Origin of the sequence: Pseudomonas syringae group sp. J254-4 (assembly GCF_032586855.1) — a bacterium.
Classification (GTDB): domain Bacteria; phylum Pseudomonadota; class Gammaproteobacteria; order Pseudomonadales; family Pseudomonadaceae; genus Aquipseudomonas; species Aquipseudomonas amygdali.
On the sequence record NZ_JAWHOO010000002.1, the window covers coordinates 299,001 to 324,003 of the forward strand.

Genomic DNA, 25,003 nt, shown 5'->3' on the forward strand with positions numbered 1-25,003 from the left:
CCTGCTGCCCAACGGTGTATCAAGCCGCGATCTCCCGGGAATAGCCCGACAGATCGCGGCTTTACAGCGGTATCAGCGTGGCAATTGCAGGTTATTCCACACCGCCAGGCTCGGTTCTGCCTGGTTCAGGGTGTAGAAGTGCAGGCCAGGGGCGCCGCCTTGCAGCAGTCGTTCACACATCTGCGTGATGACTTCTTCGCCAAACGCCTGAATGCTTTGCACGTCATCGCCATAGGCTTCCAGCTGTTTGCGGATCCAGCGCGGGATTTCCGCACCGCACGCATCCGAAAAGCGTGCGAGCTTGCTGTAGTTGGTGATCGGCATGATGCCCGGCACGATCGGAATGCTGACGCCCATCTTCTCGACCCGCTCGACGAAGTTGAAATAGCTGTCGGCGTTGAAGAAGTACTGCGTGATCGCACTGTCGGCGCCGGCGTTGGCCTTGTTGACGAAGTGCTTGAGGTCGTCTTCGAAATTGCGCGCCTGAGGGTGCATTTCCGGGTAGGCGGCGACTTCTATGTGAAAGTGGCTGCCGGTTTCTTCACGGATGAATTTCACCAGGTCATTGGCGTGACGCAGCTCACCGCTGGCCATACCCATGCCGGAAGGCAGGTCGCCGCGCAGGGCCACGATGCGTTTGATACCCGCATCCTTGTACTGAGCCAGCAGGTTGCGCAAATCTTCCTTGCTGTCGCCAACGCACGACAAATGCGGTGCGGCAGGCACTTTTACTTCGTTCTCCAGCTGCAGCACGGTATTGAGCGTGCGGTCGCGGGTAGAACCACCGGCACCGTAAGTGCAGGAGAAAAAATCGGGGTTGTACGTAGCCAACTGACGAGCAACGGTCAGCAGCTTTTCATGTCCAGCGTCGGTCTTGGTAGGAAAGAACTCGAAGCTGAAGCGGCGTTCTTGAGACATGGAGCCGATCTCGTCTTAGGAGCGAACTTGTTCGCGAAAAGGCCGGAACGGCCTTCAGATACTGAGCATCACCGGGGCAGCGAGTGCTGCCGGTGATGGCTGATCACGCTCGATCCGCTTCTGCGTAAGAAGCGGACCGAGCCTGCTCAATCAGTAGCGATACGCGTGCGGCTTGAACGGACCTTCGACAGTCACGCCGATGTAATCGGCCTGGGTCTTGGTCAGCTTGGTCACAACGCCGCCGAAGCCGCGGACCATTTCCAGGGCCACTTCTTCGTCGAGTTTCTTCGGCAGCACTTCAACGGTCAGACGCTCGGCTTTCTTGGCCGGTGCCAGGTCGGCGTACTTCTGCTCGAAGAGGAAGATCTGCGCCAGAACCTGGTTGGCGAACGAGCCATCCATGATGCGGCTTGGGTGGCCAGTGGCGTTACCCAGGTTTACCAGACGGCCTTCGGCCAGCAGGATCAGGTAGTCGTCGTTCTGTGCGTCGAACGAGCCTGGGCCGGTACGATGGATCTTGTGAACCTGTGGCTTCACTTCTTCCCATGCCCAGTTCTTGCGCATGAAAGCGGTGTCGATTTCGTTGTCGAAGTGACCGATGTTGCACACCACAGCGCGTTTTTTCAGCGCTTTGAGCATGTTCGAATCACAAACGTTGACGTTACCGGTGGTGGTCACGATCAGGTCGATCTTGCCCAGCAGAGCCTTGTCGATGCTTGCTTCGGTACCGTCGTTTTCACCGTCGATGAACGGCGAGACCAGCTCGAAACCGTCCATGCAGGCCTGCATGGCGCAGATCGGATCGACTTCGGTCACTTTGACGATCATGCCTTCCTGACGCAGCGACTGGGCCGAGCCCTTGCCCACGTCACCGTAGCCGATCACCAGTGCCTGCTTGCCGGACAGCAAGTGGTCGGTGCCGCGCTTGATGGCGTCGTTCAGGCTGTGACGGCAGCCGTACTTGTTGTCGTTCTTGCTCTTGGTCACCGAGTCGTTGACGTTGATGGCCGGAATTTTCAGCTCGCCCTTGGCCAGCATGTCCAGCAGGCGGTGAACGCCAGTGGTGGTTTCTTCGGTGACGCCGTGGATCTTGTCCAGCATCGCCGGGTATTTCTTGTGGATGATCTCGGTCAGGTCGCCGCCGTCGTCGAGAATCATGTTGGCGTCCCATGGCTGGCCATCCTTGAGGATGGTCTGCTCGATGCACCACTCGTATTCTTCTTCGGTTTCGCCCTTCCAGGCGAACACAGGAATGCCGGCAGCAGCGATGGCCGCAGCAGCCTGGTCCTGAGTGGAGAAAATGTTGCACGACGACCAGCGAACTTCGGCACCCAGGGCAACCAGGGTTTCGATCAGCACGGCGGTCTGAATGGTCATGTGGATGCAGCCCAGAATCTTCGCGCCTTTCAGCGGCTGATCACCAGCGTATTTGCGACGCAGACCCATCAGGGCAGGCATTTCGGATTCGGCAATGATGGTTTCGCGACGACCCCAGGCGGCCAGGGAAATGTCGGCAACCTTGTAGTCATTAAATTCTGCGGGCGTGATTACAGCACTCATTGAGAGTCTCCATTCCATAAAAATGCGAATGGGCGCCGTTGTGCGTTTAAGGTTTGCCGGTCGAGGATCGTCCTGGCAAACAACGCCCCATCCGAGCCTGACAGGGAAAACCTGCTGCAGCGCCCCTCGGACAGGTGGCGGGAACGGTATCAAGCGTGGATGACCGTTTTGAAACGTTGGGCAGTATAGCTGCGCTCGCGATTCTTCCCAAGGCTTTCTGTCGGTTTAAAGGCCATGCAATTGCCATCTGCCTGTAATCGGGTCGATGCACAGTTGCTATGACGCAGACATGGGCGTGGGCCGCCGGCTCTGCCATCATGCGCATCTCTACCGGCCAGACGCTCAGGAGTGAACATGAATTTCCACACCCGCAAGTGGGTCAAGCCCGAAGACCTCAACCCTAACGGCACATTGTTCGGTGGTAGCCTGCTGCGCTGGATCGATGAAGAAGCGGCGATCTACGCGATTGTCCAGTTGGGTAACCAGCGCGTGGTGACCAAGTACATCTCGGAAATCAACTTTGTCAGCGCCTCGCGTCAGGGCGACATCATCGAGCTGGGCATCACCGCCACGGAATTCGGCCGCACCTCGATCACCCTCAAATGCCAGGTGCGCAACAAGATCACCCGCAAAAGCATTTTGACTGTCGACAAGATCGTCTTCGTCAACCTCGATGAAGACGGCCAGCCAGCGCCGCACGGCCGGACTGAAATCCGCTATATAAAGGACCAGTTCGACGTAGAGGACTGATACCTCTTCAAGATCGGACGCGGAGCGTCCAGAACGGCATGCGACGCGGAGCGTCGCACGATAGTGTTTTCCCGGGCACGACAGTTACAGAATGATCGTTCCTCACGCTCCGCGTGGGAATGCCGTTCACGACGCTCCGCGTCGTCTATCCCGCGTGTTTCAGCCCTTGGCTTGTAGCTTGCGCAACCACGCCAGACCCACGCTGGTGTCGCCTTTCGGGCGGTATTCGCAGCCGATCCAGCCGCTGTAGCCCAACTCGTCGATCACGTTGAACAGGTGTTCGTAGTTCAGCTCGCCCAGGTTCGGCTCGTTACGATCCGGGACGCCTGCAATCTGGATATGGCCAATGCCCGCAAAGTCCCGGCGCAGCTTGCTGGTCAGGTCGCCTTCGACGATCTGGCAGTGGTAGCAGTCGAACTGCACCTTCAGATTATCAGCGCCCACCAGTCTGCAGATTTCCTGTGCCTGATCCTGACGGTTGAGGAAGAAGCCCGGCATGTCGCGGGTGTTGATCGGCTCGATCAGAATCGTGACACCTGCGCGCTTGGCTTGCTGAGCCGCGAACGCCAGATTCTCCAGATAGACCGCCTGATGACGCTCACGCAAGCTTTCATCGGCCAGCAAGCCAGCCATGACATGCACTCGGTCATTGCCCAGCACCTGCGCATATTCCAAGGCCTGCTCGATACCGCTGCGAAATTCCGCTTCACGGCCCGGCAGCGTGGCAATGCCTCGCTCGCCTGCCTCCCAGTCGCCCGGCGGAGCGTTGAACAGCGCCTGCACCAGACCGTTGTCGCTCAGGCGCTGCTTGAGTTCCTGAGTGCTGTAGGCGTAGGGGAACAGGTACTCGACCGCGCCGAAACCATCGGCGGCGGCTGCGGCAAAGCGCTCAAGAAAATCATGCTGCGGGTACAGCATGCTGAGGTTGGCGGCAAAACGAGGCATGTTAACTCCAGTCTTCAAAGGGTCAGACGAATGGCCAAAGCAGCAGGGTGATCACGAAGCCCAGTGTGCCGAGCAGCGTGACCAGTACGGTCCAGGTGCGCAAGCCGTCGGCGACGTTGAGGCCTGCCAGCTTGGTGAACATCCAGTAACCGGCATCATTGATGTGCGACATGGCCAGACCGCCACCGCCCATCGCCAGGCACAATAGAGCCAGGTGGTTGGCGCTCAGGTCCAGCGTGGCGATCAGCGGGCTGAGAATGCCTGCAGTGGTCACCAGTGCAACGGTGGTCGAACCCTGAACAGCGCGCAGCAGCAGGGTCAGCAGGAAGCCCAGCGCGAGTACCGGCAGACCGGTGTTACGCAGCGCCTCGGAGACCACCGCACCAATGCCGGTGTCGACCAGCACCTTGCCAAACACGCCACCGGCACCGGCAATCAGGATCACCATCGCCACACCCGGCAAGGCCGAGCCGATCACATCGGACACCTGAGTGCGGCTCCAGCCACGACGCGAGCCCAACAGCCATGCGCACAGCAGGGTATCGATCAGCAATGCCACAAGCGGCGCACCGAGAACGGTCAGCACTGCACGCAGCGTCGACGTTGCAGGCAACATGGTCGTCGCCAGGGTGCCCATCAGAATCAGCACGATCGGCAACAGAATGAGCGCGATGATCAGCCCGAAACCCGGTGCAGGCGCTGGCGGCAGTTTGCTCGCCAGGCTGCTGGCGGTCTCTTCTGCGCCCAGGGTTCTGGTTTCAGTGGCTTCACGCACAGCGGAATAATCGTTGCGGGCCCAGGCTTCCAGGTCTTCGTTGGTAACGTGCGGGCCGTAGACTTCGGCGCGGATATCGTCGGTCATCGGGTAGGTCTTGCGGGTCATGCGGCCCGCGACGAAGTAGCCGATCATGCACAGCACCGCAACGATCGGAATGCCCAGCATCAGCACCCGTCCAAGGTCCGCGCCCAACTGACTGGCAGCGGCGACCGCACCAGGGTGTGGCGGCAGAAACGCATGCACGGCGAGCAAGGCGGCGCACATCGGCAGCGCGAAAATCAGCAGCGGCTTGCGTGCCGCACGCGCCACACCGTAAGCCAGCGGCATGAGGATGATCACGCCGACCTCAAAGAACACCGGAATACCGACCATGAAACCCGCAATGGTCAGCGCCAGAGGCGTGCGCTTGTTGCCGAAGCGGTTGATCAGGGTCTTGGCCAGTGCTTCGGCCCCGCCGGACAGCTCGATGATGCGCCCGATCATCGCGCCCAGCGCGATGATGATCGCGATATGGCCGAGCGTCTTGCCCATGCCGCCTTCGATGGTGGCAACCAAGTCTGCCGGTTTAACACCGGCGACCAGCGCCACGATAATGCTGACCAGCATCAGGGCGACGAAGGGCTGGAATTTGTATTTGAGCACCAGAAACAACAGCAGTGCGATGCCCGCACCGGCCACGACCATCAACATGAGCGGCGTCATGCCCGTGCACTCCGGTCAATGGTGGTAAAGACTGACAACGAAACAGCGGGGTAGGGGTGAGTCATGCTCTCGATTCCTGTTGTTATTGTTTTTCGACCGGGAGGCGCAATGCGCTCCCCGATCACCGTGTGCTCGTTACCACCTGGCGCCGAACACCTGACGCAGCTCTTCAAGCGCCGCCGGGTCCAGCGGTGCAGGTTTGGGGTTGCTCATCAGCCACAGACGGGCAGTCTCTTCCAGTTCCTCCAGGGCGTAGCAAGCCTTGGCCACCGAGCTTTCCCAGACCACCGGGCCGAGCCGCTCGAGCATCACGCCGCGCACACTGTTGGCCAGTTCCGCCACGCGCTCGGCGACTTTCGGCGAGCCCGGACGCTGGTAAGGGATCAGCGGGATATGCCCGACCTTCATGACCTGATACGGCGTCAGCGGCGGCAGAATGTCGTCCTCCTGCCACACCCCGGCCAGGGTCAAGGCGACCAGATGCGTCGAGTGGGTGTGCACCACGCCGCCGACTTCAGGGTTGCGGTCGTAGACTTCGCGGTGCAGGGCCAGGGTCTTGGACGGCTTGCTACCCGATACCCATTCACCGGCCAGATTGACCTTGGCGATATCCGCCGGGTCCATGCGGCCCAGGCAGGCGTCGGTCGGGGTGATCAGCCAGCCATCGTCGAGCCGCGCGCTGATGTTGCCGGCGCTGCCCACCGTGTAGCCGCGGCCATACAACAGCCTGCCGACGTCGCAGATTTCCTGACGCAGGGCGTTTTCATCAATCATCAGGCTGCCCCCGCCAGTTGCTTGAGGGCTTTGGCGAAGAAGTCGCGAGCGCCGAAATTACCGGACTTGAGCGCCAGTGCCAGCGGTTGTGCGCCGCTGCTGACCGTGGCCGGAACGCCCGGGTCGATCTGTGCGCCGATCTGCAACAGTTGCACGCCCAACGCCTGAACCACCGCACCGGAGGTTTCGCCACCGGCGACTACAAAACGGCGCACACCAGCGTTCAGCAGCCCCTTGGCGATCTCGCCCAACGCGGCCTCGACCATGGCACCGGAGCGTTCAACACCCAGCTCTTTCTGCACGGCTTTGACTTCATCCGGAGTGCTGGTGGCGTAGATCAACACGGTTTGCCCGGCGTCTCTGGCAAAGGCCAGCGCCTGCTCGACCACCGGCTTGCCTGCCGCCAGATCCAGCGGGTTTATGCGCAGCGCAGGGCGATTGTCTTCCAGCCAGGCCGCGACCTGGCCATTGGTGGCAACCGAAGCGCTGCCCGCCAACACCACTTCGCCGCCGCTGATAGCGATCTGTTTGGCTGCATCAATGTCACGCAGCTTGCCCGCTTTGCGGAAATTGCCCGGCAAGCCCAATGCCAGCCCCGAGCCGCCGGTCAGCAGTGGCAGGTCAGCGCAGGCTGCGCCCAGTGTGTACAGGTCCGCGTCCGACAGGGCGTCGGCAATCGCCATGCTCACGCCCTCGGCGCGCAGTTCGGCAATCTTGCTGCGCACGCTATCCACACCGTTGGCGACTGTGTCATAGCGCAGCAAGCCGACTTTGCCGGTGGTCTGCGCTTGCAGCACGCGCACCAGATTGGCATCGGTCATCGGCGTCAGTGGGTGGTTCTGCATGCCCGATTCGCTGAGCAACTGGTCCTGTACGAACAGGTGGCCGCGGAAAATCGTGCGGCCGTTTTCCGGGAAGGCCGGGCAGGCCAGGGTGAAGTCGCTGTCCAGTTGTTTCAGCAGTGCTTCACTCACCTGACCGATATTGCCAGCGGCGGTCGAATCGAAGGTCGAGCAATATTTGAAGAAGATCTGCTCGCAACCGCGCTCGCGCAGCCATTCCAGCGCGGCGAGGGATTCAGCCACCGCGTCGGCGCTTGGCGTGGTGCGCGATTTCAGGGCGATGACAATCGCGTCGGCGTCCAGACCGGCAGCCATTTCGGCGCTGGGGATGCCGATGCTCTGCACGGTGCGCATGCCGCCGCGCACCAGCATGTTGGCAAGGTCGGTGGCGCCGGTGAAGTCATCGGCAATGCAGCCCAGCAGCGGGCGAGCGTTGTTCAGGCTCATCAGTCGCTCCTCAGGCTTTTTCTGGCTTGGCTTTCGGCAATTCGATGCCCGGGAAAATCTTGATCACTGCCGAGTCATCCTCGCGGCCGAAACCGGCGCTGGAGGCCTGCATGAACATCTGGTGTGCGGTGGCCGACAGCGGCAGCGGGAATTTGCTGCTGCGCGCGGTATCCAGCACCAGGCCGAGGTCCTTGACGAAGATATCCACAGCCGACAGCGGCGTGTAATCGGCGTTGAGGATGTGCGGCACGCGGTTCTCGAACATCCACGAGTTACCGGCACTGTTGGTGATCACTTCGTACAGCGCGTCAGCATCGACACCTTCACGCAGACCGAGGGCCATGGCTTCGGCGCTGGCTGCAATGTGTACGCCGGCCAGCAACTGGTTGATGATTTTGACTTTCGAGCCCAGCCCGTGGACGTCGCCCAGGCGGTATACCTTGCCGGCCATGCCATTGAGGATGGCTTCGGCCTTGGCGTAAGACTCGGCGGGGCCGGAAGTCATCATGGTCATCTGGCCAGCGGCAGCCTTGGCGGCGCCGCCGGAGATCGGTGCGTCGAGGTACAGCAGGTTCTGTGCGGCCAGACGCTCGCCAAGTTCGACGGCGAAGGTTGGCGCAACGGTGGCGCAACCGATGACCAGACTGCCCGGACGCAGCGCCGCGACCGCGCCGTTTTCACCAAACAGAACGGTTTCGGTCTGCTCGGCATTGACCACGACGGTAATGATCACATCGCAGGCAGCGGCCATGCTGGCCGGGGATTGGCAGGCAACGCCGCCTTCCTGAGCAAACGCTTCGGTCACGCTACTGCGCACATCGCAGGCATGCACAGTGAAGCCGCTACGCAGCAGTGAACGGGCAATGCCCAGACCCATCGCACCCAGGCCGATAACGCCAACGTTTTTGCTGGTCATGCAGTAATCCTCAAAGTCAGTGCCGATGCCTGTGTCGCTGGCATTCGAGCGTTATTGTTCTGATCTGTGAATCGGATAGTGAATCAATGAGTAAATAATGTGAAGTATTTTTATTTTTCACAAAAATTAACATCGATAGGCTTTTTCCATCGCCCACAAAAAAGCCCCTGACCGGGGCTTGATTGATGTGAGCCGATATTCTGCGCGTTGCGCAGCCCTCCAAGGGGTCAGAACTTCGGCACTGGCGCGCTGGTGGCGTTTCTCAGTGAGCCGCTTTCCTGACGCGCAACTTCTTTGGGCTTGTAGGCGCAATAACCGGGGCGCGGTCCGACTTTCGGGTGGTTGCGGCAGGTGTCCGGGCGCTTGTCATAGATGGTGCACAGGCGGCTTTTACGGTCCAGATACAGGCAGTCGTTGTTGCTCATGCGCTGCAACGTGAAGATTTCCGACTTCTGGTTGTAACGCTCGACGATGCCTTCTTTCTGCAGACGCTTGGCGATGTTCTTGGCCGGGTCGCCGCGTTCGAACTCATCGACGATGCCGATGCGGATCAGGTCCTTGATCTTCACTTCTACCGGCAACGTGCAGCAACTGGATACGCAGCCCCCGCACATGTGGCTGGAGTATTTGGCCCAGGTGTCGATGCGATCGAGTTCTGCGGCGGCGATCAAGGTGGGTTTCATTTTATTTCAGAATTCCGGGTGTATCGGGGCGCGCGATCATACCGGTCCGCGGCCATTTGCAGTAAGTAAAAATTGCCGAGGCGACTGTCGGTCAGTCAGGGCGGGGCGTAATCGGTGGTGATGCGCATGCCTGCCGAGCGCATTCGGTCAGCAGGCATGGCGTAAAGGGCGAACTCAGGACTTGAGCTTGTCGTCAGCCCTGAACATGCTGCGGATGCCGCGCACGGCCTGGCGGATACGGTCCTGGTTCTCGATCAGGGCGAAGCGCACATGATCGTCGCCGTACTCACCGAAACCGATGCCCGGCGAGACACACACCTTGGCTTCGGCCAGCAGCTTCTTGGCGAACTCCAGCGAGCCCAGATGCGCGTAGGCTTCGGGAATCTTTGCCCAGACGTACATCGACGCCTTGGGGTTTTCGACCATCCAGCCCAGTTCGTGCAAGCCTTTGACCAGCACGTTGCGGCGCTGGCGATACTGCTCGGCAATGTCGAGCACGCACTGCTGATCGCCTTCCAGCGCGGCAATCGCCGCCACCTGCAGTGGCGTGAAGGTACCGTAGTCGTGGTAACTCTTGATCCGCGCCAGTGCATTCACCAGTTCGGGGTTGCCGACCATGAAGCCAATCCGCCAGCCCGCCATGTTGTAGCTCTTGGACAGGGTGAAGAACTCGACTGCAATGTCCTTGGCGCCCGGCACCTGCATGATCGACGGGGCTTTCCAGCCATCGTAGACGATGTCGGCGTACGCCAGGTCATGCACCACCAGCACGTCGTACTGTTTGGCCAGGGCCACCACGCGCTCGAAGAAATCCAGCTCCACACATTGCGCAGTCGGGTTGGACGGAAAGCCCAGAATCATCATCTTCGGCTTGGGAATCGAGCCGCGAATGGCTTTTTCCAGCTCGTCGAAGAAGTCCACGCCTGGCACCAGCGGCACCGATCGCACCTGGGCGCCGGCAATCACGGCACCGTAGATGTGGATCGGGTAACTGGGGTTGGGCACCAGCACCGTGTCGCCCTGATCCAGCGTGGCGAGCATCAGGTGGGCCAGGCCTTCCTTGGAACCAATGGTCACGATCGCTTCGCTTTCAGGGTCGATGTCGATCTCGTAGCGCTTCTTGTACCAGTTGGAAATCGCCCGACGCAGGCGTGGAATGCCGCGCGAGGTGGAGTAGCCGTGGGTGTCTTCGCGCTGGGCGACGGTGATCAGTTTTTCGACAATGTGCGGCGGTGTGGCCCCGTCGGGGTTGCCCATGCTCAGGTCGATAATGTCTTCACCACGACGACGAGCAGCCATTTTCAGCTCGGCGGTGATGTTGAACACGTAAGGGGGGAGTCGATCGATGCGCGCAAAGCGGCGCGGCGAACCTTGGTCTGCCATGAGTATCTCGCGTACGTAAGCGCCCGGAACCGTCCGAGCGACGTGGCCACATGAGGCGGCCTGCCGAGGAAGATAGACGCGCTGACAGCGTTTTGTCCACAAGGATTACAGCGCGAGCTGTACAAATATTGTTCACCCACCAAACGGAGTCGGCGGTGTAGAATCGGCGCTATTCATCGCCAGTCATCCCCGGCGGGTTTATGAGCTCAGGCCGAATACACGGTGATCCCGTGGTGTTCGGTTTCTTCGCTGCCTGCGGTCACTGCCGCTCGTTCGCGACGTCAATAGAAGCTCACTCCCTTCCTGATCAGCCTTATTTTTGCCGGAGTGTTTCAATGCCTGATTACCGCTCGAAAACGTCCACCCACGGCCGCAACATGGCCGGCGCCCGTGCCCTGTGGCGCGCCACGGGCATGAAGGACGAAGACTTCAAAAAACCGATCATCGCCATCGCCAACTCCTTCACCCAGTTCGTACCCGGCCACGTCCACCTCAAGGACATGGGCCAGCTGGTCGCGCGTGAAGTCGAGCGCGCCGGTGGCGTGGCCAAGGAATTCAACACCATTGCGGTCGACGATGGCATAGCCATGGGCCACGACGGCATGCTCTATTCGCTGCCGAGCCGCGAGATCATTGCCGACTCCGTCGAGTACATGGTCAATGCGCATTGCGCCGACGCCATCGTGTGCATTTCCAACTGCGACAAGATCACCCCGGGCATGCTGATGGCGTCGTTGCGCCTGAACATTCCGGTGATCTTCGTCTCCGGCGGGCCAATGGAAGCAGGCAAGACCAAACTGGCCAGCCACGGCCTGGATCTGGTCGATGCGATGGTCATCGCTGCTGACTCGACCGCCAGTGACGAAAAAGTCGCCGAGTACGAGCGCAGCGCCTGTCCGACCTGCGGGTCGTGTTCCGGCATGTTCACCGCCAACTCGATGAACTGCCTGACCGAAGCACTGGGTCTGGCCCTGCCGGGCAACGGTTCCGCACTCGCCACCCACAGCGACCGCGAGCAACTGTTCCTGCAGGCTGGCCGCACCATCGTTGACCTGTGCCGTCAGTACTACAAGGAAAACGACGACTCGGTGTTGCCGCGCAACATCGCCAACTTCAAGGCGTTCGAAAACGCCATGACGCTGGACATCGCCATGGGCGGTTCGACCAACACCATCCTGCACCTGCTGGCCGCTGCTCAGGAAGCCGAGATCGACTTCGACCTGCGCCACATCGACCGTCTGTCGCGCAAGGTGCCGCAACTGTGCAAGGTTGCGCCGAACATCCAGAAGTACCACATGGAAGACGTGCACCGCGCGGGCGGGATCTTCAGCATCCTTGGCGAGCTGGCCCGTGGCGGCCTGCTGCACACCGACCTGCCGACCGTGCACAGCAAGACCCTGGCCGAAGGCATCGCCAAATGGGACATCACCCAGACTGACGACGAAGCCGTGCACACTTTCTTCAAGGCGGGCCCGGCAGGCATCCCGACGCAGACCGCGTTCAGCCAGTCGACCCGTTGGGAAAGCCTGGATGCTGACCGTGAAAACGGCTGCATCCGCAGCGTCCAGCACGCCTATTCGCAAGAAGGTGGCCTGGCCGTGCTGTACGGCAACATCGCGCTGGATGGCTGCGTGGTGAAAACCGCTGGTGTCGACGAGTCGATCCACGTCTTCGAAGGCAACGCGAAGATCTTCGAAAGCCAGGACAGCGCGGTGCGCGGGATTCTCGCTGACGAAGTCAAAGCGGGCGACATTGTCATCATCCGCTACGAAGGCCCGAAAGGCGGCCCGGGCATGCAGGAAATGCTCTACCCGACGTCCTACCTGAAGTCCAAGGGGCTGGGCAAGGATTGCGCGTTGCTGACTGACGGCCGCTTCTCGGGCGGTACTTCTGGCCTGTCCATCGGTCACGCTTCACCGGAAGCGGCGGCAGGCGGTGCAATCGGTCTGGTGCGCGATGGCGACAAAGTGCTGATCGACATCCCCAATCGCTCGATCAACCTGTTGATCGACGATGCGGAAATGGCCGAGCGCCGTACCGAACAGGACAAGAAAGGCTGGAAACCTGTCGAGTCGCGTCCACGCAAAGTGACCACCGCCCTCAAGGCCTACGCCCTGCTGGCGACCAGCGCTGACAAGGGCGCGGTGCGTGACAAGGCGTTGCTGGACAAACTGGTGCCTTGATCTGCATTGGCAACACTAAAAAGCCCGGCAGAGATGCCGGGCTTTTGTTTACAGCTGGTTTCACACTGTGGGCAGTGAAAGGGAGCGCTCACTTCCTGTCCGCAATCACCCCGATCAGCACCAGCACCACCAGCAGCACCGGCGCCAGGCTGTAGTTGTTGAACTGGCTGAGGCCGCGCACTACCCACGGCGTGGCGTAGATCAGCGCCGCGCCGCTGCCCACTGCGCAGAGCAGGGCGATCAGCGGGATGCGCAGGGCACCGGTAATGCCGCTGATTCGCTGTTCCAGCCAGCCTTTGATGTCCGAGCCGAACAGCACCAGCAGGCAGCCCACCAGCGCGAGTGCGATTTCTGAAAGATTGCTGCGACTCCAGCGCGAAACGGTGGCGAGCAGATCGAGTACGAAATCCATGCAGGGTCCTTAGATCAGAAAGTATTGCAGCAGGTCGTTGAGGAACAGCTGGCCTTGCGGCGTGGCGATCAGGCGTGTCGGGTCCTGGTGCAGCAACCCCTTTTGTTCAGCCTGTCGACGCGCCTCGGCCAGCGAATCGAGGCTTAGACCGGTTCTTTCGCGAAATAACGCAGCGTCCACACCATTTGTCAGTCGCAATGCATTCATCAAGAATTCAAACGGCAATTCATCGAGCGGCAACAGCTTTGCCCCGGCCTGAAACGGCTTGTCCGGGTTCAGGTAATCCTTGGGCAGCCGGGTCTTCCAGGTGCGCATGATGCGTCCGTCCGGATGGCTCAACTTGCCATGTGCGCCTGCGCCGATACCGATGAAATCTCCGAACGCCCAATAGTTGAGGTTATGCCGCGCCGGTTTTCCGGGCTGCGCATAAGCCGACACTTCGTACTGCGCGTAACCATGAGTGGCCAGCAACTGCTGTCCGGTTTCCTGAATATCCCAAAGAATGTCGTCTTCGGGCAGCACCGGTGGCTGATTCCAGAACACCGTGTTGGGCTCCAGGGTCAGTTGATACCAGGACAGGTGGGTCGGGGCTAGGGCGATGGCCTGGCGCAGATCGTCCAGCGCTTCGTCCTGGGACTGGTCCGGCAGACCGTGCATCAGGTCCAGGTTGAAGTTGTCGAAACCGGCCTGACGCGCCATGTCGGCGGCACGAATCGCTTCGTCGCCATTGTGGATGCGGCCCAGCGCCTTGAGTTTGGACTCCTGAAAGCTCTGAATGCCGATCGACAGTCGATTGATGCCCAGACCGCGATAGGCGCTGAATTTGACCTGCTCGAAGGTGCCCGGGTTGGCTTCCAGTGTGATCTCGATGTCGCTGGCAAAGCGGATGCGTTGTTCGACGCCTTGCAGCAGGCGTCCCAGTGCGTCTGCGCTGAACAGGCTTGGCGTACCGCCGCCAAAGAAGATCGATTGCAGTTCGCGGCCGTAGACGTGCGGCAGGTCAAGGTCCAGGTCGGCGAGCAGGGCGTCGACGTATTCCTGTTCCGGCAGCACCGGGCTTGCGGTGTGCGAGTTGAAGTCGCAGTACGGGCATTTGCGCACGCACCACGGAATATGGATGTACAGCGACAGCGGTGGCAGGTGCGGCAGCGCAGGGCGTGGGCTTTCTGACGAGAAACCGCTCTCGCCGAGAAACAGCGGCTGCGCAGGCGAATCGTGGGTCATTGCAGACCCAGGCGTTGCCGCAACAGGACCATGGCGCGAGCGCGATGGCTGAGCTGGTTTTTCTCGCTCGGGCCGAGTTCGGCACTCGAGCAATTGCGCTCCGGCACCCAGAACAGCGGGTCATAGCCGAAGCCGTGTTCACCGCTGGCAGCGTGCAGGATGCGCCCATGCCACAGCCCTTCACAGAGGATCGGCAGTGGGTCGTCGGCGTGGCGTACCAGCGCCAATACGCAGACAAATTGTGCGCCACGCTGCTCGTCCGGCACGTCTTTGAGCGCCTCCAGCAGCTTGGCGTTGTTGGCGGCATCGCCCTTGCCCTCGGCATAGCGTGCGGAATAGATACCCGGCGCACCGCCGAGGAAATCCACCGCCAACCCCGAGTCGTCGGCCAGCGCAGGCAGGCCGGACAGGCGCGCGGCGTTACGTGCCTTGAGGATTGCATTCTCGACGAAGGACAGGCCGGTTTCTTCCGGCTCCACCAGACTGAACTCGCTGACCGAGCGCAGCGTTACGCTGCCGCCGAGCATGGCCTGGAGTTCCTTGAGTTTGCCGCCATTGTGGCTGGCCAGTACGAGTTGTGTGAGGTTCATGGTTGGCCTGTCGTGGTGCTTGAAAACGGTCGGTTAAACGGCAATCTTGTGGTCCGTCAGCCCTGGGCTGGTGACCCGGTAGATGCCGATTTCACCCAGCAGGTTGGGCCAGAGTTTGCTGGCCCAGCCGTGACGATGCTGTTGATCGACGGCCAGCCTGTCGAGCACCTTTGCATCGCGTTCACGACACAGTTCTTCGAAGTCGCCGAAGGTGCAGAAGTGAATGTTCGGCGTGTTGTACCAGGTATACGGCAGGAATTCGGACACCGGCATGCGGCCCTTGCTCGCCAGGTACCAGCGGCAGCGCCAGTGACCGAAGTTCGGAAAGGTGATGATGCACTGACGCCCGACGCGCAGCATCTCGTCGAGGATTCGGTCCGGGTAATGCACCGCTTGCAGGGCCTGGGTCATGACCACGACGTCGAAGCTGTTGCTGGCAAAGTTGCCCAGCCCCTTGTCGAGGTCCTGCTCGATGACGTTGATGCCCTTGGCGACACACTCGGCAATGTTGGCAGCGTCGTTTTCCAGCCCGTAGCCGGTGACCTGCTTGTGGTCACGCAGCCAGGTCAGCAATTCGCCGTCGCCACAACCCAGGTCGAGCACGCGGCTGCCTGCGGGAATCCACTCCTGGATGATTTCCAGATCGGCTCTCATGACGTCCTCACAACGAAATTCGGTTCATGTAATTACCGAAAGCCTGCAAGTAGCGCGGAATCGGGATCAGAAAGGCGTCGTGGCCTTGAGGTGCGTCGATTTCCAGATAGCAGACGTCCTTGCGCGCGGCCATCAGTGCGTCAACCAGTTCCCGCGAGCGGGCCGGCGAGAAGCGCCAGTCGGTAGTAAACGACATCACGCAGAATTTGGCGGTGGCATTGGCGAAGGTCTTGGCCAGATCGTCGTTGAAGTTGGCGGCAGGGTCGAAGTAGTCCAGCGCTTTGGTCATCAACAGGTAGGTATTGGCGTCGAAACGCCCCGAAAATTCTTCACCCTGATAACGCAGGTAGCTCTCGACCTGAAACTCGACGCTGTGGAAGTCGTAGTTGAGTTTTTCGCTCTTCAGACCACGGCCGAATTTCTCGCCCATCGAGTCATCCGACAGGTAGGTGATGTGCCCGACCATCCGCGCCAGCATCAGGCCGCGTTTGGGGATCACACCGCGCTCCTGGAACGAGCCACCGTGGAATTCCGGGTCGGTGAGAATGGCCTGACGCGCCACCTCGTTGAACGCGATGTTCTGTGCCGACAGCTTGGGGGCAGAGGCGATCGCCAGGCAATGGCGCACGCGATCCGGGTAGCTGATGGTCCATTGTAGCGCCTGCATGCCACCCAGACTGCCGCCAATCACCGCAGCCCAGGTGTCGATACCCAGCAGATCCGCCAGCCGGGCCTGGCTGTTGACCCAGTCTTCTACGGTCACCACCGGGAAATTGGCACCGAACGGCTTGCCGGTGTCCGGGTCGATACTGCTCGGGCCGGTCGAGCCATTGCAGCCGCCCAGATTGTTAAGGCTGACGACGAAGAACTTGTTGGTGTCGATAGGCTTGCCGGGACCGATACAGCTGTCCCACCAGCCCGGTTTGCGGTCATCGGCGCTGTGGAAGCCCGCGGCATGGTGGTGCCCGGACAGCGCGTGGCAGATCAGCACGGCATTGCTGCGGGCGGCATTGAGCTGACCGTAGGTTTCGTAAATCAGGTCATAGGCTGGCAACGAACGACCGCACGCCAGCGCCAGAGGCTCGCTGAAATGCGCCGTCTGTGGTGTGACCAGTCCGACAGAATCGTGAGGGAATACCGTGGGCATCGACCCTGCTCTCGCATAAATGAGGCGTAAGTCTAAAGACCGCGGGGTGCAGCGGCAATAAGGGATGTTGCCGGGAGCAAATCAGCTGCACCTCGGGACAGGACGCAGAGCGTCCAGAACGGCATGCGACGCGGAGCGTCGCACGATAGTTGAGGTGATCGTTCCGCACGCTCCAGCGTGGGAATGCCTTGGGTGACGCTCCGCGTCACAGATCTGCGCCGCACCGCATGCTCCGGATAGGACGCGGAGCGTCCAGAACGGCATGCCCACGCGGAGCATGGGCACGATAGGCGTTCTTTCGGACGTCACGCTCCAGCGTGGAACAAGAGTGCTTACATCAGCAAACGCAGCACATCCGGCATGTTGCTCATGGCGGCGAGGTTGTTGATGACCAGCATGTCCAGCAACTTGAGCACCAGGAATGCGAGGATCGGCGAGATATCCAGCCCGCCCAGGTTCGGAACGATCTTGCGGAACGGTGCCAGGGCGGGTTCACAGATCTGGTTGACCAGTTCTGCGCCGGGGTTGCTGCTACCCGGGGCGACCCACGACAGAATCACGCTGATGATCAGGGCAAAGAAGAATATCTTCAGGAACAGTGCGGTTACGCCGATGATCGACCAGAGCAGCAGGTGCAGCGGATCGCCCGTGGTGCCGAACATCAGCAGCAGGGTCAGGGCCATCAGCACCATCTGCACGATGATCGCCAGTACCAGCGAAGACATGTCCAGCCCGCCCAGGCTGGGGATGATGCGCCGCAGCGGTTTGAGCAGCGGCTGGGTGGCGCGCACGATGAACTGGCACAGCGGGTTGTAGAAATTGGCCCGCACCAGTTGCAGCACAAAGCGCAACAGCACGATCAGCAGGTAAAGACTGCCAAGCGTTTGCAGGACGTAAATTGCAGCGGTGTTCAATCCGATCATCGATCTGCTCCAGAAAACCCGAAAATTATTTGCCCAGTTGCTCAGCCAGCTCGGCTGCACGATGATCTGCGGCAGTCAGTGCCGTTTCCACCAGTGCTTCGAAGCCGCCTGCCTGAAATGCCTTGATGGCCGCCTCGGTGGTCCCGCCCGGCGAGGCGACACGACGACGCAGCTCGCCCGCACCCACATCACTGCCGGTCGCGATCAGTGCCGAGCCCAGTGCGGTTTGCAGAGTCAGCTTTTTCGCGATGTCTTCCGGCAGGCCCAGTTTTACACCTGCCGCGGTCATCGCTTCCATCATCAAAAAGAAGTACGCAGGGCCACTGCCAGACACCGCTGTTACAGCGTCCATGTGTTTTTCCTGCTCGACCCAGACCGCTACACCGACGGCAGACAGCAGTTGCTCGGCCTGCCCGCGTTGTTCGGCAGTGACCTTGTCGGTGGCATACAGCCCGCTGGCCCCCTGACGCAGCAGCGACGGGGTATTGGGCATGCAGCGCACCACCGGCTGATCGCCAAGCCATTGAGTCAGGCTAGCGCAGGTAATGCCGGCCGCAACCGACACAATCAGCTGATTGGCTTCAAGGCTGGACTTCAACGCCTGGCAGACGTTTTTCATCATCTGCGGCTTGACCGCCAGCACCACGACATCTGCGCCCTTGATCGCCTCGGCGTTGTCGGCAAATACCTGGATGCCATGATCGTTGGCGATGCGTTCGCGGGTTTCGGCACCCGGCGCGCTGGCACAGATCAGTGCCGCGTCCACGCCTTGGGCGCGCAGGCCGCCGATCAGGCTGGAAGCCATGTTTCCGGCACCGACGAAGGCAATACGAGTCTTGCTCATGAAGGGGTCCTTGTGGGGAAGTTTATGGCTGGCCATAGTCGCGGGCGCCAAAGAGAGCTGTGCCGATACGCACCCAGGTTGCGCCTTGTGCAATGGCGGCTTCCAGGTCGTGGCTCATGCCCATGGAAAGTGTGTCGAGCGCCAGGTTCAATTGCTCCTGCAACGTGCGCACAGCGGCGAACGAGGCATGCTGAGCCGCAGGGTCGTCTGTAGGCTCAGGGATCGCCATGAGGCCGCGCAGCTTCAGTCGCGGCAGGGCGATGATGGCGGCGGCCAGCTCCGGCAGGTCCTGAGGCGTGCAGCCCGACTTGCTGGCTTCGCCACTGACGTTTACCTGAATGCAGATGTTCAGTGGCTCAAGCGCCTCGGGGCGTTGCTCGGACAGGCGTTGGGCGATTTTCAGGCGGTCCACGGAATGTACCCAGGCGAAGTTCTCGGCGATAGCGCGTGTCTTGTTCGATTGAATGGGGCCGATGAAGTGCCAGCACAAGGGCAGGTCGCTCAGTTCGAGCTGTTTGCCCAGTGCTTCCTGTAAATAATTTTCGCCAAAGTTGCGCAAGCCTGCGGTGTAAGCTTCACGCAAGTCGCCGGCGGGCTTGGTTTTGCTCACCGCCAGCAGGCCGACGGACGCCGGTTCGCGGTTGGCGGCGAGGGCTGCGTCGCGAATTCGTTGTTCGAGCGTTGAAATGTTCGCTGCTATCGTGGACATTGATTTGCGCCAGCAGGGCTAAAGTCTGCGGCATTCTATGTGATTGAGGAGCTGTATGGATATTACCGAGCTGCTGGCCTTCAGTGCCAAACAGGGCGCGTCGGATTTGCACCTCTCTGCAGGTCTGCCACCGATGATCCGCGTCGACGGCGATGTGCGGCGTATCAACCTGCCCCCGCTGGACGCCAAGGAGGTCAAGGCGCTGATCTACGACATCATGAACGACAAGCAACGGCAGGATTTCGAGGAGCGTCTGGAAACCGACTTTTCCTTTGAAGTGCCGGGCGTTGCGCGTTTTCGGGTCAACGCATTCAACCAGAATCGCGGCGCAGGCGCGGTGTTTCGTACCATTCCCTCGAAAATCCTGAGCATGGAAGACTTGGGGATGGGCAGTGTGTTTCGGAAAATTACGGATGTGGCGCGCGGCCTGATTCTGGTCACCGGGCCGACCGGCTCAGGCAAGTCGACGACGCTGGCGGCGATGATCGACTACCTCAATTGCAATAAACATCACCACATCCTGACCATCGAGGACCCGATCGAATTCGTTCACGAGTCGAAGAAGTGCCTGGTCAACCAGCGCGAGGTGCACCGCGACACACTGGGCTTCTCGGAAGCGCTGCGCTCGGCCCTGCGCGAAGACCCGGATGTGATTCTGGTCGGCGAGATGCGCGACCTGGAGACCATTCGCCTGGCGCTGACCGCCGCTGAAACCGGCCACCTGGTGTTCGGCACGCTGCACACCACGTCGGCGGCCAAGACCATTGACCGGATTGTGGACGTGTTCCCGGCTCAGGAAAAATCGATGATTCGCTCGATGCTCTCCGAATCGCTGCACGCAGTGGTTTCACAGGCGCTGCTCAAGAAGGTCGGCGGCGGACGGGTGGCCGCGCATGAAATCATGATGGGCACGCCCGCGATCCGTAACCTGATTCGCGAGGACAAGGTGGCGCAGATGTATTCGTCGATCCAGACCGGCGGTTCGTTGGGTATGCAGACGCTGGATATGTGCCTGGCTGATCTGGTGAAGAAAGGCCTGATCACCCGCGAAAGCGCTCGTGAGCGGGCCAAGGTGCCAGATAACTTCTGATCGCAGGGATGCTGCAGGAACGAAAAAGGGGTCTTGAACGCGTTCAAGACCCCTTTTTTCAGATGCGGCTTGCGGACCGCAGATTCACGCCAGGATCAGCGCTGAACCACGCGCATCTGGCCGGGCTGTTTTGGCAGAACGCGCTTGGCGATCTTGTAGTGACTGTTCCAGTACGGCTTGTTCAGCGTATCGACAGTTACGGCCTTGCCACGACGCGGCGCATGCACGAACTTGTTGTCACCCAGGTAAATGGCGACGTGGTTGATGTTGCGGCTCTTGATGTTGAAGAACAGCAAGTCACCCGGTTTCAGATCCTTGCGATCCACCGTCTGTCCATGACCTTGGGCCATGGCATTGGAGGTGCGTGGCAGGTCGACCTCACGCACATCCGTGTAGGCATATTTGACCAGCCCGCTGCAGTCCAGACCCTTGCCGGGTGTGGTGCCACCCCAGCGGTAAGGCGTACCGACAGCCTGCAAGGCACGTTTCACGACGGCATTGCCCTGTTTGGCAGGGACAGCAGCCGACGCCTGCAAGGTGGCCTTGCTGGCGTTCTTGCGTGAAACCGGCTTTGAAGCGCGGGCATTTTTGGGGTGAACGGATACTGGTGTGGCTTCCTGGGGTGCATTGCGAGTCGCGAGTGCCGGTGAAGAATGACTTTTGGCGGTGTAGCCCGTGAAGCTCGCAGGAAGTTGTTGCTCACGATTGGTGGCGTGGGCGGCCAGTGGCATAAAAAGGCAAATGGTTAGCCATGTCTTGAAAAAAGGACGCATTCGGCAGGGCTCGTAGTGGTCAGCGCGCAACTTTATAACAGCTTTTTCGGAAAATCTGACCCCATTTGTCGAGCGCATCACACTGGTATCGTTGCGTTTTATGCGACAGACTCTTTCTTTTTTCTTGCTAATCCCTTTGACGACAAGGGCTTGGCGGCATAAACCCGCCTCATGTGCCATACGTCGGAAGAGGGAAACCAAGTCACAAATTTGTTATGTATTTTTTTCTATCAGCGCAAAGAGGGTAAAAATGAACGCCTATCGTTCGGACACGCACAGCAAGGTCATGGGCTACCTGATGTGGATTTTCGGGTTCCTGGGGGCGCATCGCTTTTACTACGGCAAGCCGGTGACCGGGACCATCTGGTTCTTCACCTTCGGTCTGTTTGGTATTGGCTGGCTGATCGACCTGTTTCTGATCCCGTCGATGGACCGCGAAGCCGACCTGCGCTTTACCTCGGGTTCCACCGATTACAGCCTGGCGTGGATCCTGCTGACCTTCCTGGGCCTGTTTGGCGTACACCGCATGTACCAGGGCAAGTGGATCACCGGCATTATCTACCTGTGCACGGGCGGGTTGTTTCTATTGGGGATTCTGTATGACTTCTGGACCCTGAATGACCAGATCTCGATGAAGAACGCCCGACGCGGGTAAGGCTTGGGGCGAGGGGCTGACGCAGAGCGTGGTCCGGCCCGGCCACCTATCGTTGCTCACGCTCCAGTCCAGACACCTCTCGTTCCTCACGCTCCAGCGTGGGAATGCCCTTCGTGACGCTCCGCGTCACAAATCTGCGCGGCACCACAGATTCGTGATCGGACGCAGAGCGTCCAGCAGGGCATCACCACGCGGAGCGTGGTAACGAGAGTCTGAGGCCTTAAGCTCAACGGCTGTAGCTGATCCGTCCATCCACCAGCGTGTAGCGTATCGAGCCGGGCAGGCAGTGGCCGATGAAGGGGCAGTTTTCGCCTTTTGACAGCCAGGTCTCGCCTGCAACCGTCGAGGCGGCAGGGTCGAACAGCACGATATCCGCTGGCGCACCGGCACTTAGCTTGCCGGCCGGCAGGCGCAAGGCGGCGGCCGGGCCGCTGCTCAGGCGAGCGATCAGGGTCGGCAGGTCGAGCAGGCCGTCATCCACTAACGTCATGGCCAGCGGCAACAGCAACTCCACGCTGCTGATGCCCGGTTCCGTAGCGCCAAACGGTGCCAGCTTGGCGTCACGCTCATGCGGCTGGTGATGGCTTGAAATCGCCTGAATGACACCGCTCTTCACTGCTTCACGCAGACCATCGCGGTCGGCGCGAGTGCGCAGCGGCGGCTGGACGTGATAGAGGCTGGAGAAGTCGATCAGCGCCTCGTCAGTCAGAATCAACTGATACAACGCTACATCCGCTGTCACTGGCAGACCACGTGCCTGCGCCTGGGCAATCAGCGCCGCACCACGCGCACTGGTCAACTGGCTGAAGTGCGCGCGCACACCGCTTTGCTCGACCAGCAACAGGTCGCGAGCCAGCGCCACTGTCTCGGCCGTCTCGGGAATGCCCGCCAAGCCCAGAAACGCCGCCGTCGCGCCATCGTGCGCCAGACCGCCTTCGGCCAGATCACGATCCTGCGAATTGAAAATCACCGTCAGGTCGAAGGTGGCCGCATATTCCAGCGCCCGGCACAGCGTACGGGTGTTGCTGAAGCTGCTCAGACCGTTGCCGAATGCCACGCAGCCTGCGTCGCGCAGGGCGATCAGCTCCGCCAGTTGTTCGCCTTCCAGGCCCTTGCTCAGTGCGCCGACAGGAAACACCTTGCTGAAACCGGCTTCACGGGCGCGGTCCAGAATCAGTTCGGCCACCGCCGAGGTGTCGAGCACCGGTTTGGTCTGCGGCGGGCAGCACAGGCTGGTCACGCCGCCTGCCACCGCCGCGCGGGTTTCGCTGGCGATGCTGCCTTTGCGGCTGTAGCCCGGTTCGCGCAGGGACACGTTGAGGTCGACCAGACCGGGCGCTGCGACCAATCCGGTAGCATCGATGGTCTGGGTGGGCTCGAAACCCTCCGGAGCGGCACCGATAGCGGTGAGCTTGCCTGCTTCAACGTGCAGGTCGGTAATCTGATCCATCCCGCTGACCGGGTCGATGACGCGAGCGCCGAGGATGCTGAGCTTCACTGGGCGTTCTCCTGTTCGAATTGGCGTTGTGCGTTTTGCCCGCTCATGGCCATGGACAGCACTGCCATGCGGATTGCGATGCCGTAGGTCACTTGATTGAGAATCACCGAATGCGCGCCGTCGGCCACTGCCGATTCGATCTCCACGCCGCGGTTGATCGGGCCGGGGTGCATGACAATCGCATCCGGCTTCGCGGCCGCAAGGCGCGCGGTGGTCAGGCCGAACAGGCGGTAGAACTCGCCTTCGCTGGGCAGTAGCCCACCGGTCATGCGTTCGCGTTGCAGGCGCAGCATGATCACCACGTCCACGTCCTTCAAGCCTTCGTTGAGGTCGGTGTAGACCTTCACCCCATATTGTTCGACGCCGACCGGCAGCAGGGTTTTCGGCCCTATCACGCGGATGTCCGGGCAGCCGAGCGCCTTGAGCGCGAGCATGTTGGAGCGCGCTACCCGTGAATGCAGGATGTCGCCAACGATAGCCACCGACAGGTTTTCAAAGCCGCCCTTGTGCCGACGAATCGTTAGCATGTCGAGCATGCCCTGGGTCGGGTGTGCGTGACGGCCATCGCCGCCGTTGATGATCGCGACGTCCGGGCATACGTGTTCGGCGATGAAGTGCGCAGCACCCGAGTCTGCGTGACGCACGACGAACATGTCGGCGGCCATCGCCTCAAGGTTGCGCAAGGTATCGAACAGCGTTTCGCCCTTGCTGGTGGACGAGGTCGAGACGTTCAGCGTGATCACGTCGGCAGACAGTCGCTGCGCGGCCAGTTCAAAGGTGGTACGGGTACGGGTGGAGTTCTCGAAGAACACGTTGCACACCGTCTTGCCGCGCAACAGCGGGACCTTCTTCACCGCCCGCGCGCCGACTTCAAGGAACGAGTCGGCGGTGTCGAGAATTTCGGTAAGCAGCTCGCGGGGCAAGCCGTCCAGAGACAGAAAATGGCGCAGCTGGCCCTGGTGGTTGAGCTGCAGCGGGCGCTTGGCGTCGAGAGGCGTCATCGCAATGGACTCTTAAAGGGCGGTGGAGAGGTCTTGAAGCTCGAGCGCCAGCGGCTCGGGGCCGGACAGCTTGATGCGTTCATCGGGTGCCAGCGACAGAGTCGCGCCAACCACATTCGGGCGGATCGGCAGTTCGCCGGCGTCCAGGTCCAGCAGGCAGATCAGCGTGACGCTAGCCGGGCGGCCGTAGTCGAACAGCTCATTGAGGGCGGCGCGGACAGTACGACCACTCATCAGCACGTCGTCAATCAGCACCAGATGCTGCCCTTCTATTTCGAACGGCAGGTCCGAAGGTCGCACTTGAGGGTGCAGGCCGTTCTGGCTGAAGTCATCGCGATAGAACGAAACGTCCAGGGTGCCGAGCGGAGCGGGGTTGTTCAGTGCCTTGAGCAGCGCCTGGGCAACCCATACACCGCCAGTGCGGATACCAATGAAACGAGGGTCGCTGATGCCGCGCTTGCTCAGGTGAGCGTTCAGGTCAGTGGCCATCTGACGAATCAGTTCGGCGGGATCGGGCAGGCTCATGGTTGCTCCTTAGAGGCTCGGGCAGCGTCGGTCCGTGGCGCGATGCTCAAGCGATAACGTGGAATCCGGGTATCTCG

At 60.8% G+C, this 25,003-nt stretch carries 25 protein-coding genes and 1 riboswitch; of the genes, 4 read left to right on the top strand and 21 right to left on the bottom strand.

The window, feature by feature from the left end:
• Positions 1-72 precede the first annotated feature (72 nt).
• Complete coding sequence (gene metF, locus RYB09_RS04535) at positions 73-918, bottom strand: methylenetetrahydrofolate reductase [NAD(P)H] (protein ID WP_057423479.1); 846 nt, start codon at positions 916-918, stop codon at positions 73-75.
• Between the two features lie 150 nt (positions 919-1,068).
• A complete protein-coding gene (gene ahcY / locus RYB09_RS04540) occupies positions 1,069-2,478 on the bottom strand; it encodes an adenosylhomocysteinase (protein ID WP_002551710.1) in 1,410 nt (469 codons plus the stop codon).
• A gap of 23 nt (positions 2,479-2,501) precedes the next feature.
• Positions 2,502-2,612, bottom strand: a riboswitch (S-adenosyl-L-homocysteine riboswitch).
• A gap of 220 nt (positions 2,613-2,832) precedes the next feature.
• On the opposite strand from ahcY, the gene RYB09_RS04545 reads away from it, so the two are divergent.
• A complete protein-coding gene (locus tag RYB09_RS04545; protein ID WP_004409331.1) occupies positions 2,833-3,228 on the top strand; it encodes an acyl-CoA thioesterase in 396 nt (131 codons plus the stop codon).
• A 159-nt stretch (positions 3,229-3,387) separates the two neighbouring features.
• On the opposite strand, the gene otnI is transcribed toward RYB09_RS04545, so the two are convergent.
• From otnI to alaC, 7 genes are all read right to left on the bottom strand, one after another.
• A complete protein-coding gene (gene otnI, locus RYB09_RS04550) occupies positions 3,388-4,173 on the bottom strand; it encodes a 2-oxo-tetronate isomerase (RefSeq protein ID WP_058399838.1) in 786 nt (261 codons plus the stop codon).
• Positions 4,174-4,195: 22 nt separating this feature from the next.
• The gene (locus tag RYB09_RS04555; protein WP_058407738.1) at positions 4,196-5,653 is read right to left on the bottom strand and encodes an SLC13 family permease; all 1,458 of its coding nucleotides are present in this window, start codon (positions 5,651-5,653) and stop codon (positions 4,196-4,198) included.
• A gap of 135 nt (positions 5,654-5,788) precedes the next feature.
• Complete coding sequence (locus tag RYB09_RS04560) at positions 5,789-6,427, bottom strand: aldolase (protein ID WP_058399840.1); 639 nt, start codon at positions 6,425-6,427, stop codon at positions 5,789-5,791.
• Positions 6,427-7,716 (bottom strand): 3-oxo-tetronate kinase, encoded by a 1,290-nt coding sequence (gene otnK, locus RYB09_RS04565; protein ID WP_058399841.1) that lies wholly within the window; start codon positions 7,714-7,716, stop codon positions 6,427-6,429. The genes RYB09_RS04560 and otnK overlap by 1 nt, the downstream gene beginning before the upstream one ends.
• Positions 7,717-7,726: 10 nt before the next feature.
• Positions 7,727-8,632 (bottom strand): L-threonate dehydrogenase, encoded by a 906-nt coding sequence (gene ltnD / locus RYB09_RS04570; protein WP_005778759.1) that lies wholly within the window; start codon positions 8,630-8,632, stop codon positions 7,727-7,729.
• Positions 8,633-8,859: 227 nt separating this feature from the next.
• Positions 8,860-9,315: a YkgJ family cysteine cluster protein gene (locus RYB09_RS04575; RefSeq protein WP_058399842.1), complete on the bottom strand. Its 456-nt coding sequence runs from the start codon at positions 9,313-9,315 to the stop codon at positions 8,860-8,862.
• Positions 9,316-9,489: 174 nt separating this feature from the next.
• Positions 9,490-10,698, bottom strand: coding sequence for an alanine transaminase (gene alaC, locus RYB09_RS04580; protein ID WP_316887592.1), 1,209 nt, complete (start codon positions 10,696-10,698; stop codon positions 9,490-9,492).
• 335 nt (positions 10,699-11,033) lie between these two features.
• On the opposite strand from alaC, the gene ilvD reads away from it, so the two are divergent.
• Positions 11,034-12,881 carry a dihydroxy-acid dehydratase gene (gene ilvD / locus RYB09_RS04585; RefSeq protein WP_058407736.1) on the top strand — a complete coding sequence of 616 codons (1,848 nt, stop codon included), beginning with the start codon at positions 11,034-11,036 and terminating at the stop codon, positions 12,879-12,881.
• Positions 12,882-12,969: 88 nt separating this feature from the next.
• Here the strand turns inward: ilvD and RYB09_RS04590 are convergent, their stop codons facing one another.
• The 8 genes from RYB09_RS04590 to RYB09_RS04625 form a co-directional block, all read right to left on the bottom strand.
• On the bottom strand, positions 12,970-13,293 hold the full coding sequence (locus tag RYB09_RS04590) for a DUF3392 domain-containing protein (RefSeq protein ID WP_002551720.1): 324 nt from the start codon (positions 13,291-13,293) through the stop codon (positions 12,970-12,972).
• Between the two features lie 9 nt (positions 13,294-13,302).
• The gene (gene hemW, locus RYB09_RS04595) at positions 13,303-14,517 is read right to left on the bottom strand and encodes a radical SAM family heme chaperone HemW (RefSeq protein WP_057402444.1); all 1,215 of its coding nucleotides are present in this window, start codon (positions 14,515-14,517) and stop codon (positions 13,303-13,305) included.
• Positions 14,514-15,107 carry an RdgB/HAM1 family non-canonical purine NTP pyrophosphatase gene (gene rdgB / locus RYB09_RS04600; RefSeq protein WP_058399845.1) on the bottom strand — a complete coding sequence of 198 codons (594 nt, stop codon included), beginning with the start codon at positions 15,105-15,107 and terminating at the stop codon, positions 14,514-14,516. The genes hemW and rdgB overlap by 4 nt, the downstream gene beginning before the upstream one ends.
• Positions 15,108-15,140: 33 nt before the next feature.
• Positions 15,141-15,761 carry a methionine biosynthesis protein MetW gene (metW, locus tag RYB09_RS04605; protein ID WP_004666458.1) on the bottom strand — a complete coding sequence of 207 codons (621 nt, stop codon included), beginning with the start codon at positions 15,759-15,761 and terminating at the stop codon, positions 15,141-15,143.
• Between the two features lie 7 nt (positions 15,762-15,768).
• A complete protein-coding gene (locus tag RYB09_RS04610; RefSeq protein ID WP_003432070.1) occupies positions 15,769-16,908 on the bottom strand; it encodes a homoserine O-succinyltransferase MetX in 1,140 nt (379 codons plus the stop codon).
• A gap of 332 nt (positions 16,909-17,240) precedes the next feature.
• Positions 17,241-17,831 carry a YggT family protein gene (locus RYB09_RS04615; protein ID WP_002551725.1) on the bottom strand — a complete coding sequence of 197 codons (591 nt, stop codon included), beginning with the start codon at positions 17,829-17,831 and terminating at the stop codon, positions 17,241-17,243.
• Between the two features lie 25 nt (positions 17,832-17,856).
• Complete coding sequence (gene proC / locus RYB09_RS04620) at positions 17,857-18,675, bottom strand: pyrroline-5-carboxylate reductase (RefSeq protein WP_058399846.1); 819 nt, start codon at positions 18,673-18,675, stop codon at positions 17,857-17,859.
• 22 nt (positions 18,676-18,697) lie between these two features.
• A complete protein-coding gene (locus tag RYB09_RS04625) occupies positions 18,698-19,384 on the bottom strand; it encodes a YggS family pyridoxal phosphate-dependent enzyme (protein ID WP_002551727.1) in 687 nt (228 codons plus the stop codon).
• 55 nt (positions 19,385-19,439) lie between these two features.
• On the opposite strand from RYB09_RS04625, the gene RYB09_RS04630 reads away from it, so the two are divergent.
• Positions 19,440-20,474 (top strand): type IV pilus twitching motility protein PilT, encoded by a 1,035-nt coding sequence (locus tag RYB09_RS04630; protein ID WP_002551728.1) that lies wholly within the window; start codon positions 19,440-19,442, stop codon positions 20,472-20,474.
• 95 nt (positions 20,475-20,569) lie between these two features.
• Here RYB09_RS04630 and RYB09_RS04635 read toward each other — a convergent pair whose 3' ends face one another.
• Positions 20,570-21,247 carry a C40 family peptidase gene (locus RYB09_RS04635; RefSeq protein ID WP_002551729.1) on the bottom strand — a complete coding sequence of 226 codons (678 nt, stop codon included), beginning with the start codon at positions 21,245-21,247 and terminating at the stop codon, positions 20,570-20,572.
• 250 nt (positions 21,248-21,497) lie between these two features.
• Between RYB09_RS04635 and RYB09_RS04640 the strand changes: the two genes are divergently transcribed.
• The gene (locus tag RYB09_RS04640; RefSeq protein ID WP_057459276.1) at positions 21,498-21,902 is read left to right on the top strand and encodes an NINE protein; all 405 of its coding nucleotides are present in this window, start codon (positions 21,498-21,500) and stop codon (positions 21,900-21,902) included.
• A 226-nt stretch (positions 21,903-22,128) separates the two neighbouring features.
• On the opposite strand, the gene RYB09_RS04645 is transcribed toward RYB09_RS04640, so the two are convergent.
• From RYB09_RS04645 to pyrR, 3 genes are read right to left on the bottom strand one after another with little or no spacing between them, the layout of a single operon-like run.
• The gene (locus tag RYB09_RS04645; protein WP_058399847.1) at positions 22,129-23,400 is read right to left on the bottom strand and encodes a dihydroorotase; all 1,272 of its coding nucleotides are present in this window, start codon (positions 23,398-23,400) and stop codon (positions 22,129-22,131) included.
• Positions 23,397-24,401 (bottom strand): aspartate carbamoyltransferase catalytic subunit, encoded by a 1,005-nt coding sequence (locus RYB09_RS04650; RefSeq protein WP_002551732.1) that lies wholly within the window; start codon positions 24,399-24,401, stop codon positions 23,397-23,399. The genes RYB09_RS04645 and RYB09_RS04650 overlap by 4 nt, the downstream gene beginning before the upstream one ends.
• Positions 24,402-24,413: 12 nt before the next feature.
• A complete protein-coding gene (gene pyrR / locus RYB09_RS04655; RefSeq protein ID WP_316887593.1) occupies positions 24,414-24,926 on the bottom strand; it encodes a bifunctional pyr operon transcriptional regulator/uracil phosphoribosyltransferase PyrR in 513 nt (170 codons plus the stop codon).
• Between the last annotated feature and the right edge of the window lie 77 nt (positions 24,927-25,003).

Coding starts and splice junctions, on each gene's coding strand:
- RYB09_RS04615 (WP_002551725.1), bottom strand. CDS start 17,831: ATGATCGGATTGAACACCGCTGCAATTTACGTCCTGCAAACGCTTGGC.
- ilvD (WP_058407736.1), top strand. CDS start 11,034: ATGCCTGATTACCGCTCGAAAACGTCCACCCACGGCCGCAACATGGCC.
- otnI (WP_058399838.1), bottom strand. CDS start 4,173: ATGCCTCGTTTTGCCGCCAACCTCAGCATGCTGTACCCGCAGCATGAT.
- metW (WP_004666458.1), bottom strand. CDS start 15,761: ATGAGAGCCGATCTGGAAATCATCCAGGAGTGGATTCCCGCAGGCAGC.
- pyrR (WP_316887593.1), bottom strand. CDS start 24,926: ATGAGCCTGCCCGATCCCGCCGAACTGATTCGTCAGATGGCCACTGAC.
- rdgB (WP_058399845.1), bottom strand. CDS start 15,107: ATGAACCTCACACAACTCGTACTGGCCAGCCACAATGGCGGCAAACTC.
- RYB09_RS04630 (WP_002551728.1), top strand. CDS start 19,440: ATGGATATTACCGAGCTGCTGGCCTTCAGTGCCAAACAGGGCGCGTCG.
- ltnD (WP_005778759.1), bottom strand. CDS start 8,632: ATGACCAGCAAAAACGTTGGCGTTATCGGCCTGGGTGCGATGGGTCTG.
- RYB09_RS04555 (WP_058407738.1), bottom strand. CDS start 5,653: ATGACGCCGCTCATGTTGATGGTCGTGGCCGGTGCGGGCATCGCACTG.
- RYB09_RS04650 (WP_002551732.1), bottom strand. CDS start 24,401: ATGACGCCTCTCGACGCCAAGCGCCCGCTGCAGCTCAACCACCAGGGC.
- hemW (WP_057402444.1), bottom strand. CDS start 14,517: ATGACCCACGATTCGCCTGCGCAGCCGCTGTTTCTCGGCGAGAGCGGT.
- RYB09_RS04560 (WP_058399840.1), bottom strand. CDS start 6,427: ATGATTGATGAAAACGCCCTGCGTCAGGAAATCTGCGACGTCGGCAGG.
- proC (WP_058399846.1), bottom strand. CDS start 18,675: ATGAGCAAGACTCGTATTGCCTTCGTCGGTGCCGGAAACATGGCTTCC.
- otnK (WP_058399841.1), bottom strand. CDS start 7,716: ATGAGCCTGAACAACGCTCGCCCGCTGCTGGGCTGCATTGCCGATGAC.
- alaC (WP_316887592.1), bottom strand. CDS start 10,698: ATGGCAGACCAAGGTTCGCCGCGCCGCTTTGCGCGCATCGATCGACTC.
- RYB09_RS04545 (WP_004409331.1), top strand. CDS start 2,833: ATGAATTTCCACACCCGCAAGTGGGTCAAGCCCGAAGACCTCAACCCT.
- RYB09_RS04640 (WP_057459276.1), top strand. CDS start 21,498: ATGAACGCCTATCGTTCGGACACGCACAGCAAGGTCATGGGCTACCTG.
- RYB09_RS04610 (WP_003432070.1), bottom strand. CDS start 16,908: ATGCCCACGGTATTCCCTCACGATTCTGTCGGACTGGTCACACCACAG.
- metF (WP_057423479.1), bottom strand. CDS start 918: ATGTCTCAAGAACGCCGCTTCAGCTTCGAGTTCTTTCCTACCAAGACC.
- RYB09_RS04635 (WP_002551729.1), bottom strand. CDS start 21,247: ATGCGTCCTTTTTTCAAGACATGGCTAACCATTTGCCTTTTTATGCCA.
- RYB09_RS04625 (WP_002551727.1), bottom strand. CDS start 19,384: ATGTCCACGATAGCAGCGAACATTTCAACGCTCGAACAACGAATTCGC.
- RYB09_RS04590 (WP_002551720.1), bottom strand. CDS start 13,293: ATGGATTTCGTACTCGATCTGCTCGCCACCGTTTCGCGCTGGAGTCGC.
- RYB09_RS04575 (WP_058399842.1), bottom strand. CDS start 9,315: ATGAAACCCACCTTGATCGCCGCCGCAGAACTCGATCGCATCGACACC.
- ahcY (WP_002551710.1), bottom strand. CDS start 2,478: ATGAGTGCTGTAATCACGCCCGCAGAATTTAATGACTACAAGGTTGCC.